This is a genomic window from Acinetobacter sp. YH01009, assembly GCF_013420765.1.
In the GTDB taxonomy this organism is placed as follows: Bacteria; Pseudomonadota; Gammaproteobacteria; order Pseudomonadales; family Moraxellaceae; genus Acinetobacter; species Acinetobacter amyesii.
The window spans coordinates 266,955-280,161 of record NZ_VOYE01000002.1 but is presented as its reverse complement, the minus strand read 5'-3'; the positions used below and the strand labels follow the sequence as shown (position 1 = coordinate 280,161).

Sequence of the window (13,207 nt, the reverse complement as noted above, 5' to 3'; positions counted from 1 at the left end):
ATGAGCTGGCACGTTGAAAGTTTATCAATAAAAAACCGAGCCAAAGCTCGGTTTTCTTGATCTTTTATAGCGGAATCAACGGCGTGATTTAAAAGAAATATCAACTTTACGCGGGCGATAAATCCAACCGAGAACCAATAACAAGAATGAGAAAATCAACACAGGCCAATCACTTAAGCGTGTGTAAAGTGTCTCGCCTTGCATGGCAGGTAAATCACCACGAAGTACCGCATCTTTATCCATCGGTGCTTGTTTCACAATGTGACCATTATGATCAATAAAGGCGGTAATACCAGTATTGGTTGCACGGATAAACCAACGGCCATTTTCTTTGGCACGCATTTGAACCATTTGTAGGTGTTGATGCGGGCTCGCTGTTCCAGTAAACCATGCGTCATTGGAAATAGTCACTAGGTAGTCACTTTGACTGGCATTACGGCGCGTTAAGTTGGGATAAGCCACTTCATAGCAAATCGCCGCACCTAAATCATGACCTTTAACATTCAAAGGCTTTTGGTTGTTTGCACCACGTGAAAAGCCACTCATCGACGGGTCATTTTGTAGGGCAGGCAGTACCCAACTTAGCATCCCTGAAAGCGGAATGTATTCACCAAAGGGAACTAGACGTTGCTTCTTGTATAGGCCAGAAGACTCATCACCAGTTGCCATGATGGTGTTGTAATACATAGGGTGTTGGTTTTGCTGTGATTCTGCCAAATCCCAATAGGGAATACCTGTCACCCAAGCCGTACCTGTTTTATTGGCTTGGACTTTCATCGCATCCAAAAACGGCTCAATATCAGTTTGGAACATTGGAATGGAGGATTCTGGCCAAACAATGACATCACGGCCCCATTCTGTCCGACTTAATGATGCATATTTCATTAAGGTTTGAGCTTGGTATTCTGTTAACCATTTTAAATCTTGTGGAATATTGCCTTGAATTAAGGAAACACTCAGCGGTTTTTCATTTTTAGGCTGAACAAATTGCAGTTGTGCTGCACCCCATGCACCGAGCAAAACAAGGACAGAGGGAACAATCCAAAAGATGCGTTTACGTAGGATTTCAACCAAGGCACAGGCCAATACAATGACCGCAAAAGATACCCCAAAGATCCCGAATAATGGCGCATAGCCATCGAGGAATCGTTCAGTAAAGGTATAACCTGCAAACAGCCATGGAAAACCGGTAAAGACCCAAGTTTTACTCCATTCGAAAAACACCCACAGTGGCGCAAAGGTCAGAGGTGTTTCTGGAAAGAAGCGGCGGTAGAGCCAACTCTGAACTGCGGTAAACAGGCCCATCACAATCGCCATAATGGCAATCATCAAAACACTGAGTGCTGAATTGGTATCACCATAGACATGGATCGAGGTATACAGCCAAAAAGCCCCGACAAACCATAAGCCAAAGCCATAAGCTAGACCAATGAAAAACGATTGTTTAGGGGCACGCTGACTTAAGCAAGCATACAGCAGGGCTGGAGATAAAATTGCCAACCACCAATAATGATAAGGTGCCAGCGACAAGCTGAAGATGGCACCTGAAAATAATGCAATCAGCAAAGGATAGATGAAAGGTAGCTGTTTTTTTTGTTCTGAGTGGTTTAGCAGCTTATCAAAGTAGGTTCTCATTTACGGACAGCTCGGATCAGATGAATAGTACGTGCATCTGCCTCCAAAATGGTAAATTCCCAGTTTTCAAGTTCAATCACTTGACCTTGTAAATCACTGACTAAGCCCATTTCTTGTAGCAGTAAGCCGCCCACAGTTTCTACTTCATCATCTGAAAAATCAGCATCTAAAAGATTGTTAAAATGTTCAATTGGTGTAAGTGCTTGAACCAGCCATGTATTTGCACTGAGTGGGTCTTCATCTGGAATGATAAATTGAGCTTCTTCATCGACTTTGTCGTGTTCATCTTCAATTTCACCCACAATTTCTTCAAGAATGTCCTCTAAAGTGACTAAGCCTGAAGTTGTGCCATATTCATCAATCACTACAGCGATATGGGTTTGGGTATTTTTCAACATACGTAAAACTTGGTCAGAACGCGCGCTCTCGGGTACAAATAAGGGTTGACGCATTAATGCACGAATATCGACTTTGGTGGTCGGTTCTGTCAAAAATGGCAACAAATCTTTGGCCAACAAAATACCGACAACATTGTCTGGCTGGTCTGAGGAAAAGACTGGGAAACGTGAGTGTGCAGATTCAACAAGTACATGCAAAATATCTAATAGCTCATCATCTTCTTGCAAGCTGATCATCGCAGTACGGGGGGTCATGACCTCGCGGATTTTAGTTGCAGGTAAGTCGAGTACCCCTTCGAGCATGGCAACTGTATCGGGTTCTAAGAAGCGACGTGAATCTTGTACCAATTTCAACAGTTCGTCACGGGTTTCTGGTGCAGTGCCCAGCCATTTACGTAAGCCGCGCATGCCCCACGACGGGCCGGATTCCTCTTGCATGATCTTTCCTAAAGACTCTTAATATCTAATAAATGATGATTTTATCATACCGTAGAAAATACAGTTGTCTATTGTTAATGTTGATCTAGATGATGAGCGATGAAGTCATTTTAAGACGTTATCATCTGCATTTTTCAAGCTAACATTCGGTCGTCAGGATTATGCTAAAATAGCCCTAGATTTTAATACTGAGTTTTCTAATGTCTGAGCCTTCTGTGTCCCCATCAATTCAATTAAACACCCGTGGCTTACGTTGCCCTGAGCCTGTGATGATGTTGCATCAAGCCATTCGTAAATCAAAATCGGGTGATATTGTGGAGGTTTTTGCAACAGATAATTCGACCTCTTGGGATATTCCGAAATTTTGTATGCATTTAGGTCATGAGCTTTTGCTTCAAGAAGAACGTCTTGATGAAAATGGAAATAAAGAATTCCATTATTTGGTTCAGAAAGGTTAATTTAAGAGATTGTAAAAAATAATAATTATTAAGATGTTACATTTTTATTAATAAAATAGGCTGGTCAAGTCTGATGGCTAGCCTATATCATTCGCAGCATAATTATACAAAGTTTAAAAAACAGACTTTTAAAATGTCAAATTCGATTGCTCTTATACTTGAAAAATTAGGCTTATCCGCCCAAAAACGTGCCATTCATGTGCAATTTTCCAACCCTGCGTTGAATGACGAGCTTTTTATTCAACGTATTGATGGGGAGCATGTCTTAAACCAAGGCCTGCAAGCGACTTTGATTTGCCTATCTACGAATGCACTTATTCCACTAAAACAATTTATTGGCGCACAGGTCGCCGTTGATCAAGTGACCGATCAGGGCGAACTCTTCCGTACCACGGGTATTATTACCGAAGCCACCCAAGGCCAGAGTGACGGTTCACTCACCCTATATAAACTCACTCTAGAAGACGCAACGTCGCTATGGCATAAACGCCGCAACAGTCGTGTGTTTATGAACAAATCGGTGCGCGAAGTCAGTGAGACTCTCTTTAAAGAATGGCAAAGCAAAAGTCCGCTCTTTGCTGCCAGTCTAACGCTAGATCTAAGCGGTTTAAGTCAGAACTATGATGTACGACCTTTCATCATGCAGTCGAATGAAAGCGATTATGACTTTTTAACGCGTCTTTGGCGCAGTGAAGGCATCAATTGGCTCATCGATGAAGCGCAGCTGAAAGCACCACATTCCTCAGCGCCAATTGAAAAACAAAAACTTCGCCTGATTGATGACAATAGCCAATATCAAGCACTCAGCCGTCGTAGCATCCGCTTTCATCGCTCTAGCGCCACAGAAAAACAAGACAGCATCACCAGCTTGATCGGTGAGCGTAGCATTCAACCGACTGCGGTCCATGTGCAGCGCTGGCAAGCCGATGGACTCAGCCAAGAAGAAGGCGCAGGTTCAGTTCAAAGTAAACATCAGCATAGCCAAAGCCAAGACAATGCCAGCTTAAGTTTGGAACAAGCATGGCATGTCAGCCCTGCATGGATGCAAGATTTAAAAGGTGAAGATCAAGCCACTGCTTCATCCAATAGCCAAATTGAAAAACTGAATCAAAACCTAACGCGCTATCACGAGCTACAATCGAAAAAATTCAGTGCACAATCGACTGTGCGTGATACCCAAGTGGGTTATTGGTTTGAATTGAATGAACACCCAGAAATCGATCAACACAGTGGTGCAGACAAACAATTTTTAATCACAGAAAAAAAATTCTATAACCAAAATAACTTACCTAAAGACCTCTCTGAACAAGTCAATCAACTGATTGAACAAAGTCAGTGGAACATTAAACCGATCCATGAACAGGCCGAGCGTCAGGCCAATCAGCTCACATTACAACGCCGCAATATTGTGACGGTTCCTGCATATAACCCACTCGAACACCGTCCAAGCACCCATCCGCAACGGGCTAAAGTTGTCGGGCCAAGTGGTGAAGAAATACATGTCGATGAATGGGGGCGTATCAAAGTCCGCTTTTTATTTACCCGTGGAGATGACCACAGCCATGATGGCGGTGCAGGCAGCAATGACAATGATACGGACTCTGCATGGGTCGATGTGCTTACCCCATGGGCCGGTGAAGGCTATGGTGCACGTTTCTTACCACGTATTAATGAAATCGTGGTCATCGATTTCTTTGACGGTAACATCGACCGACCATTTGTGGTGGGGCGCATACATGAAGCACAGCGCAGTCCAACCCAATTTGATAGTAAAGGCAAACTGCCAGACACCAAAAAACTGGCTGGAATAAAAAGTAAGGAAGTCCAAGGTGAAGGCTTTGGACAACTACGCTTTGATGACACGACTGGACAAATATCAACACAATTACAAAGTACCCATGGTGCCACCCAGCTCAACCTAGGGAACCTCAGTCATCCTAAAGAAACCGCAGAAAGTGCAGGTCGAGGCGAAGGCTTTGAACTGAGAACCGACCAATGGGGCGCAGTTCGTGCAGGACAAGGGCTCCTTGTCAGCACACACCCACAACAACAAGCAGCAGCAATGCACCTCGATGCACAAGCGGCGAAAGAACAAATCGAAGCCAACTTAAACAGCAGCAAAGCCTTAAGTGAAGTGGCGAAAAAACAGCAAACTGACCCGCTTGAAGTCTTAGATAACCTGAAAAACTTCCTTGGACAAATTGAAAAAGGCAGTAAAGAAAAAGCTGATGCCTTTAAACAAGCCTTAATGATTTTATCTGCACCAAACTCAATTGTTGTGAGTAGTCAGGAAGATATTCATCTTTCAGCAGATGGACAGATCAGCCAAAGTGCAGGCGATAGCATCAACCTCAGCAGTCAAAAATCCTTGATTGCCCATGCACAAAGCAAGATCAGTCTATTTGCAGCACAAGAAGGCTTACGTGCGTATGCGGGCAAAGGCAAAGTTGAAATCCAAGCCCAAGGAGATGGGGCAGATCTGATTGCCCGAAAAGGTATTCAAATCATTTCCACGGAAGATAAAGTTGAAATCAAAGCGAGCAAAAAAATTGTTTTGGTTGCGGGTGGTAGTCAGATTGAGATTAGTAGTGCGGGTGTATTACCGACAACTAGCGGTAAGTTTGAAGTGAAGGCGGGGCAGCATAAGTTTGTGGGAGGGAACAAGATTCCCACTTTGAATGTAAATTTACCTGCACTGAAAATCAAAGAAAATTCAGTGAGCGAATGTCCTATAAGGTTAAAACAATCAAATTCAAATACCGAATATATATCTAATGCTGAGTCATCCACGGCGTTGAATGATTCAGCATTACATGGAAATAGTTGTTCATCTTTATTAAAACCAATTAGTATAGTTGATTATCTACCAGAAGCTCTTTCTGGGAAAATTGTAGATACGGATGAAAACGGAAATTTAATATCAATAGGTATAGAAAAAAATGAAACTTTAGAAGATGGTTATGTTGACTATTATGAAAATTCAAAGAGGTATAAAGTCAAATTTTATGATTATTCAGAGATAAGCCAACCATTTGATATTAAGTTTGATCCACTTAAAAACCTCTTAACAGTAACAACAAAGATATCTTTTAAAGGAAAAAAGCGTGTCTTAGTTGACAATAATAACCAGATAGTTACTAATAAAAGTGGTATAGAAGTAGAATTACCATATGATTCTAGCTTAGATTTGCAAAATTCCATGTTTTCTTTTGAGGATATAGAAATTCCATATAAAGATTGGTTTGACTTTAATAAAGCTAAATCTGAAATTGAGAAAATTTTAAATAAAAATAATTTTTATTTATATCCGAAAAACTGTGCTCAATCAAAATGTACGTGTAAAGTTCCAGTTTGGTTGGAAGTTGTAGAAGCACAAGATGGTCATGAGGTTAATATATACAAATTAAGTACACGTGCGGATTCAAGTAATTGGTCTATAAATGCTACAGCAGAATACGAAGCATCGAAAAAACAGGTAACTGATTACTATCAAATTTATGAATTTATTGAAAACTCAACTTCATTAACTGATTTTCAACAATATGACTTCGGATGTTGGAAATTTGAGCCAAGTTGGATGTCGAATAATATACATGCGCATGAATCTGGTCATTTATTTAATTGGCCAGATGAGTATTTTGCTTATGGGGGAGCAGTAAATCAAAGATATACTTTAGCTACAAGTAATCCACCATATCAAATAGATCTTAAGATTGCAGAGCCTGCAGATTTTTGGAAAAGAAATTCAAAAAATAATTTAATGGGTGAAGGAACTTTAATTAAAAATCCACAAATGCATGAATATTATCTGCATCAAATTCGAGATTGGTTTGAAAAAGAAACAGGGATTAATTGGGATGTTAAATCTTAAATTTATAATGGTTTCAATTTTATTTATGAGTACTGTATCAATGGCGAAAAATAATCAAGAGTTTTACACGAGTACATATCCAAATTATTGGGGTAATCCTCTTATAGAAAAATTTTGGGCTAATAATGGTAAAGAATTTTATTTGAAAAATTCTACAGTAGATAGAATAGGTAGTAAAAATAATAAAATAAACGGAGTCGGTTTGATTGTTAAAAGCTTAACCGAAAAAGAGGCTGAAGATTATGACAAATATGGAAAAAAAATTTTCTTGCTTAATAAAAAATATGATGTCAAAAGTAGTAAAGATAAGAAGCTAAATTTTAGATTTTTTGAAATTTCAGGTGAGAATACTGTTTCTTCAATACTTTTTAATTCAAAAGACAGTAATGGGCAGGAAGTTTTAAAATGGTTTAATGAAAAAAAAATAAATTTTATTAATTCCAGTGAAAGTAAAATGGAAATAGGATTTAAAATTATTACTAAAATAAAAAAAAGTGAATCTAATTATGTTTTAGAATTGATATTTGAGAATTTATCTGGGCAAGATATATTAATCACTGGGGTTAATGATTGGGAGGTGAGTAATGAAAATAGAAGAAGTAAAATAATATCAAATTTAGTGATTAGGGATGGTTTGAATGCATCTTTTAAATTTAGTTTGAATAAATATAATTTGATAGAGAAAAATGAGGATTTATTAAACAATCTAATATTACCTGGGAAAATGAAAAAAAGTATTCATTTCAAGTTAGATAAAAATGAAATGGATAAGCTAGAAGAATATCAAAAAATTATAGATGATGCAGAGCTAAAATATTATGTTGTTATGGATCTTAGAGTGCTATCGCCAAGTATTATTGCAGGTGATTTTCATTATTTAACTAGTTTGAATGAATTTATTTATTCTAAATGAATTGCATGTCGTATATTTGGTTTTTTTCATATTTTTTTGTGCAGGGGAATTGTATTTTTAATGTTTGAAGTAATAATTTTGTAGGCGGAATTTTATTCTGATTTTTTAATTATTTAAACTTTCTTGCAATGGTTTTTGTTGATATTGATTTTTTAATTTTATTTAGTGGGTTTGATTTTAAAAAAATTATGTATTTTATTTTTAATAAATAAATTGAGCTATGATGAATTTTGTTGGTGTTTTTAGATTGTTATTTATAGTGCTCATTAGCTCGCATGTATATGCTGATGACGAAAAAATAGCATATTTATACGAGAAAAATAAACAAGCGCTTTTTTTAGGTGGGTGTAATAGGGGAGTTTTTCCATTTAATAGTACTGATTTTTCTAACATAAAAGATCTAACCTTAAAATATAAGTTGGAAAAAATTCATCGAAATTATGAAGAGCCTACATCGTTTAATTTTCTGATCGAAAATAAGGAAATTACAATGTACGGTGGAGGAGATGAAGTTGTAAGTAAGCTTTGTAATATGGAAAGTTCTAGAGAAATTAAAATTAATTATTATAAAATTGAAGGATCTAAAAGAATATATTACTATATAGATGAAATTTAAATTTTTATTTAGGCTTAGTGAAATTATTTCTTTTAATTATTTATAAAATATCTAAATCTAGTGGATATAAAATAATACATTGATAATTATTTTAAATGAAATACTTATGAAATTCATTTTTTATAGGAATTAGTTTTTTTGTAATAATATTTATTTAAAGAGTGTGATTGTCTATTAAAAAATAAACCCGCATTAAGCGGGTTTATTTCAATCTCAAAAGAGATTACATATTAGGATAATTAGGACCACCGCCACCCTCAGGTGTTACCCAAGTAATGTTTTGAGACGGATCTTTGATGTCACACGTTTTACAGTGTACACAGTTGGCCGCGTTAATTTGGAAACGTTTAGAACCGTCATTCTCTTCCATAATTTCATAAACACCAGCAGGACAGTAGCGCTGAGCAGGCTCATCCCATTTTGGTAAGTTCACATGTACAGGAATAGAAGCATCTGTCAATTTCAAGTGAGCAGGTTGGTTCTCTTCATGTACCGTATTTGATACGAATACTGAAGACAAACGGTCAAATGTAATTTTACCATCTGGTTTTGGGTAATTCGGTTTGAAGTTCGCAGCATCGACAGTTTTTAAAGCACTGAAATCTGGCTGTAAGTCATGTAGTGTAAATGGCACTTTAAAGATGTTTTGATCAACAAAGTTGAACGCACCACCCATCCATTGACCAAACTTATGCATAGCAGGGCCGAAGTTACGAGAGTTATATAACTCTTCTTTCAACCAACTGTTGTTAAACTTGTCAGTATACGCAGTTAACTCTTTAGTGAAGAAGTCTTCACCTTCAGTCACACGTGCAATGGCAAGGTCACCACCTTTTTCCACACCCGCAGCAATCGCTTCAAATACAGCTTCACCGCACAGCATGCCTGATTTCATTGCTGTATGAGAGCCTTTGATTTTCGCAAAGTTTAGGAAACCTGCGTCATCACCAATTAAGCTACCACCTGGGAAAGTGAATTTAGGTAGTGAGTTGAAACCACCTTTTACAACCGCACGTGCACCGTAAGAAATACGTTTACCACCTTCAAGATATTGCTTGATCAGTGGATGTGTTTTCCAACGCTGCATTTCCATAAATGGATACATGTGTGGATTGGTGTATGACAAGTCAACTATCATGCCTAAAGTCACTTGGTTGTTCTCAGCGTGGTATAACCACCAACCGCCTGAAGAACCTGTTTCACTTAAAGGCCAACCTGCACCGTGCATCACCAAACCTGGTTTGTGCTTAGCAGGATCGATTTCCCAAAGTTCTTTAATACCAATACCGTAATGTTGCGGATCAGCATCTTTATCTAAATTGAACTGAGCAATCAGACGTTTACCCAAATGACCACGACAGCCTTCAGCAAATAATGTGTATTTGGCATGCAGTTCATAGCCAGGAGTAAAGTTATGCGTTGGTTCGCCATCTTTACCAATACCCATGTCGCCAGTCTGAATACCTTTCACAGTACCATCTTCGTGGTAAAGGATTTCAGACGCTGCAAAACCTGGGAAAATAGACACTTCTAATTCTTCAGCTTTAGCGCCCAACCAACGAACCACATTACCTAACGAAATAACATAGTTGCCATCGTTATGCATGGTTTTAGGCACCATCCAATGTGGTGCTTCTTGTGATTTTTCATCAGACAATAAGAAGAAGGTTTTATCTTCAGTCACAGGCACATTTAAAGGTGCACCTTGTTCTTTCCAATCTGGGAACAATTCATTCATTGCGCGAGGTTCAAGCACAGCACCTGATAGAATATGCGCACCCACTTCGGAGCCCTTTTCCACGACACAAACGGACAGATCGTTTAGGTTATTTTCAATTGCAAGTTGACGAATTTTAATCGCAGCAGATAGGCCGGCAGGACCTGCACCGACGATAACTACGTCAAACTCCATCGATTCACGTTCGATGTGTTCCATGTAGGACTCCTCATATTTCGGAAGGTGGCATCCATTCAATTCATTTAAATGGTGCTGCCATGAGTGTTCTTAATGCCCAGACACAATTTTTCTATCGTGTCTTTGATATTGTGGGCTAGTATAGTTTTAAACCGAGTTCTAGCCAATTGGCTGAATCATATTATTTTTCCGTCACTAAGGTATTTATTAGGCGGATGAAGCAGCAATTGAACGAAAACCCGACGAAAAAATTCATTAATAGGGATGATAGAAATTTAATGAACATTGCACAATACTTAAAAGATGGACAGTCCGGTCACAAAAGGTCAATCCCCCCATTAGATCAATGGCATCCAAAGCATTGTGGTGCAATGGATTTGAAGGTTTTAGCCAATGGAGAATGGTGGCACGATGGTCAATTGATCAAGCGGCAAGCACTCATTGATCTGTTCTCAACCGTGCTTTGGAAAGAAGATGGGAAATTCTATTTAAAAACCCCTGTGGAACAAATTGAAATACAGGTGGAAGATGAGCCTTTATTTGTTAATCAAGTCGATACGCTTGAGCTAGAAAACAAGCGCTATATCCAGTTTACGACCACAACACAAGACGTGATTGTTGTGGATGATGAACATCCGATTTTTATGCGTGAATATCAGGGTGAACTACGTCCTTATGTGCATGTTCGTTTTGGTATAAATGCCTTAATTCAACGTGCTGCATTTTTTCATTTAGTCGAGATGGGTGAGCTGCTTGAAAATGAGCAAGGGGAGTCCATTTTAGTGTTACAAAGTGGTGATTTGCACTTGCAATTAGGCACCTGAGGTTTAAGCTTTCCACCTTGTCATTCTGAATCTAAATTAAAGTGACCCTATGACCGCCATTCATCCCATTTACCCCTTAAATGTACCCATGCCAAAAGCGACTGCTGATGCGCCTATTGGGGTATTTGACTCAGGTATTGGTGGTTTGTCTGTTGCGTTGGAAATTGCACGTTATTTACCGAATGAACGGATTGTTTATTTTGCAGATACGGCACATGTCCCTTATGGCCCGCGTCAAGATCAGGACATCCGTGAACTGACTGCACATGCGATTGAGTGGTTATACCGTCAGGGGTGTAAAGTCGCGGTGGTGGCATGCAATACGGCATCGGCATTTAGTTTGGATTATTTGCGTGAACACTACGGTGAAAATTTTCCGATTATTGGCTTGGTTCCAGCCTTAAAACCTGCGGTATTACAGACCAAAAGTAAAACTGTGGCTGTCCTCGCAACGCCTGCGACTTTTCGGGGTAAATTAATCAAAGATGTCATGCAGCGATTTGCTGAACCTGCAGGGGTGCAAGTTTTGTCAGTGACTTCTTTGGAATTGGTGCCCTTTGTTGAAGCGGGGGCGCAAATGACTGAGCCTTGCCTGCAGACATTAACTGAGATATTACAGCCAGTTGTAGATGCAGGTGCAGATTATTTAGTGCTTGGATGTACGCATTACCCCTTCCTAAAATCGGCAATTCAGTATATTTTTGGTCAGAAGCTGACATTAATTGACTCAGGATTTGCGGTTGCACGACAAACAGCCCAAATTTTGATTAAAAATGAGTTATTATTTGAGCATAACCGCCAAGATTCACTGCGTATCGAATGTTATGTCAGTGGAAATAATGCGGAAAACTTAACACCTGTGGTAGCACGCTTAATTCAAGATGATCAAATCACTTGGAAAATCTGCAATATTCAGGCGGCAAGTTTAGAATTTTAATCATTGTGATTGAACGATTTTAGATAAAACAATTTAAATCTATTTGGGGTAGTCATGCTGTATGTTTCAGCAACCACTTTTTTGAGTGCTGGATATAGCGTGCAACGGGAAGAGGATCTCTAATGCTCGATAAGCGTTATCAAGTATTCATTTCCACATCTGGCAGTGAAATGCAGCCAGAACGGATCATTTTGGCTCAGACGCTTGTAGGGATGGGTTTTTTCTCTTGGGGGTTGGAACAGCGCACACCATTAAGTACGGCTTTTGCGCGTCGTCAAATTGATGACTGTGATTATGTGGTGATCTTACTGGGTAGTCAGTATGGCGAGCAGTCTGTTTCAGGTGTGGGTTATATGCACCTTGAATATATTTATGCAGTGACGAAACAAAAGCCGGTCATTGTGTTTATGCATGAAGATCCAAATTCACGTGATCTTTCTTTGCATGATGAAAAGCCTGAGCTACGTGAAAAATTCAAAGACTTTCGTAAGCTATTGCAAAATGAAGTGGATCAAGTCTTTAGCTATCGAACCTTGCGTGATTTAGAAATGGCAGTTCGATTGAACATGCCACAAATGCTAGAACGCTATCCTGTTACAGGTTGGGTGCGCCCACAGAATACTCAAGCTTTACATGATGAAATTGATCGTTTAAAAGCCCAGTTAGTTCAACTCGAAACAGAGTCTGGAAAACGCGAAGTTGATCCATTCCTATCTTTACCAAAAGTGTCGATGCATGAACTATTTTCATTTGAATACCGCATGCACGCTTATCAAGATGGTAATTTCAAAGAATTAAAAGTACAGAAGAAAATGACGTGGGCGCAGTTGCTTTCGATTTTAGGTTCAACTTTTGTCAATCCGACCCCAGAAGAGTTTTTCTCTAAACGCATGAATGAATTTCTAAACGAAACAGGTTTGGAAGATGCCCGCGTTGAAATGCCTCGTGCGCATGCGGTTGCTCGTGCTCAGGTGAATATTCGGGCTTTGCATAGTATCAAGAGTCAAATGCGTCAAAATGATTGGATCATTCCAAATGGACGTGATGACCGTCAACGCATGTTGTGGCAAGTGACCTCGAAAGGTCAAAAACTACTGGAAAGTAATTTGTTGGATAATGATCGGGTTTTTCAATTTAAAACTGTATATTAATCTGTTTTATAAAATAGATAAAAAGCTGCTACATTAGCGTCATTCAAATTG

General features: G+C 39.0%; 9 protein-coding genes and 1 pseudogene. 7 read left to right on the top strand and 3 right to left on the bottom strand.

Annotated features, from left to right (window positions below; translation table 11 throughout):
* Window positions 1–75 precede the first annotated feature (75 nt).
* Window positions 76–1,635: an apolipoprotein N-acyltransferase gene (gene lnt, locus FTT76_RS04135; protein ID WP_180048793.1), complete on the bottom strand. Its 1,560-nt coding sequence runs from the start codon at window positions 1,633–1,635 to the stop codon at window positions 76–78.
* Entirely contained in the window at window positions 1,632–2,471 is an 840-nt protein-coding gene (locus FTT76_RS04130; RefSeq protein ID WP_078189781.1) for an HlyC/CorC family transporter, read from the bottom strand. The genes lnt and FTT76_RS04130 overlap by 4 nt, the downstream gene beginning before the upstream one ends.
* A 200-nt stretch (window positions 2,472–2,671) precedes the next feature.
* On the opposite strand from FTT76_RS04130, the gene tusA reads away from it, so the two are divergent.
* From tusA to FTT76_RS04110, 4 genes and pseudogenes are all read left to right on the top strand, one after another.
* On the top strand, window positions 2,672–2,929 hold the full coding sequence (gene tusA, locus FTT76_RS04125; RefSeq protein ID WP_111885617.1) for a sulfurtransferase TusA: 258 nt from the start codon (window positions 2,672–2,674) through the stop codon (window positions 2,927–2,929).
* Window positions 2,930–3,062: 133 nt separating this feature from the next.
* Window positions 3,063–5,627: pseudogene (locus tag FTT76_RS04120) on the top strand (type VI secretion system Vgr family protein); the annotation flags it as partial.
* A 1,159-nt stretch (window positions 5,628–6,786) separates the two neighbouring features.
* A complete protein-coding gene (locus FTT76_RS04115; protein ID WP_180007097.1) occupies window positions 6,787–7,713 on the top strand; it encodes a hypothetical protein in 927 nt (308 codons plus the stop codon).
* A gap of 223 nt (window positions 7,714–7,936) precedes the next feature.
* The gene (locus FTT76_RS04110) at window positions 7,937–8,329 is read left to right on the top strand and encodes a hypothetical protein (RefSeq protein ID WP_180190080.1); all 393 of its coding nucleotides are present in this window, start codon (window positions 7,937–7,939) and stop codon (window positions 8,327–8,329) included.
* Between the two features lie 223 nt (window positions 8,330–8,552).
* Here the strand turns inward: FTT76_RS04110 and FTT76_RS04105 are convergent, their stop codons facing one another.
* Window positions 8,553–10,265 carry an electron transfer flavoprotein-ubiquinone oxidoreductase gene (locus FTT76_RS04105; RefSeq protein ID WP_180190079.1) on the bottom strand — a complete coding sequence of 571 codons (1,713 nt, stop codon included), beginning with the start codon at window positions 10,263–10,265 and terminating at the stop codon, window positions 8,553–8,555.
* Between the two features lie 194 nt (window positions 10,266–10,459).
* Here FTT76_RS04105 and FTT76_RS04100 point away from each other — a divergent pair, with 194 nt between their 5' ends.
* The 3 genes from FTT76_RS04100 to FTT76_RS04090 all read left to right on the top strand — a co-directional run bounded on the left by FTT76_RS04100 (window position 10,460) and on the right by FTT76_RS04090 (window position 13,156).
* A complete protein-coding gene (locus FTT76_RS04100; protein WP_180026641.1) occupies window positions 10,460–11,068 on the top strand; it encodes a DUF1285 domain-containing protein in 609 nt (202 codons plus the stop codon).
* A 49-nt stretch (window positions 11,069–11,117) separates the two neighbouring features.
* Window positions 11,118–12,005 (top strand): glutamate racemase, encoded by an 888-nt coding sequence (murI, locus tag FTT76_RS04095; protein WP_168377950.1) that lies wholly within the window; start codon window positions 11,118–11,120, stop codon window positions 12,003–12,005.
* A gap of 122 nt (window positions 12,006–12,127) precedes the next feature.
* Window positions 12,128–13,156 carry a DUF4062 domain-containing protein gene (locus tag FTT76_RS04090; protein ID WP_180190078.1) on the top strand — a complete coding sequence of 343 codons (1,029 nt, stop codon included), beginning with the start codon at window positions 12,128–12,130 and terminating at the stop codon, window positions 13,154–13,156.
* Window positions 13,157–13,207: the final 51 nt, after the last annotated feature.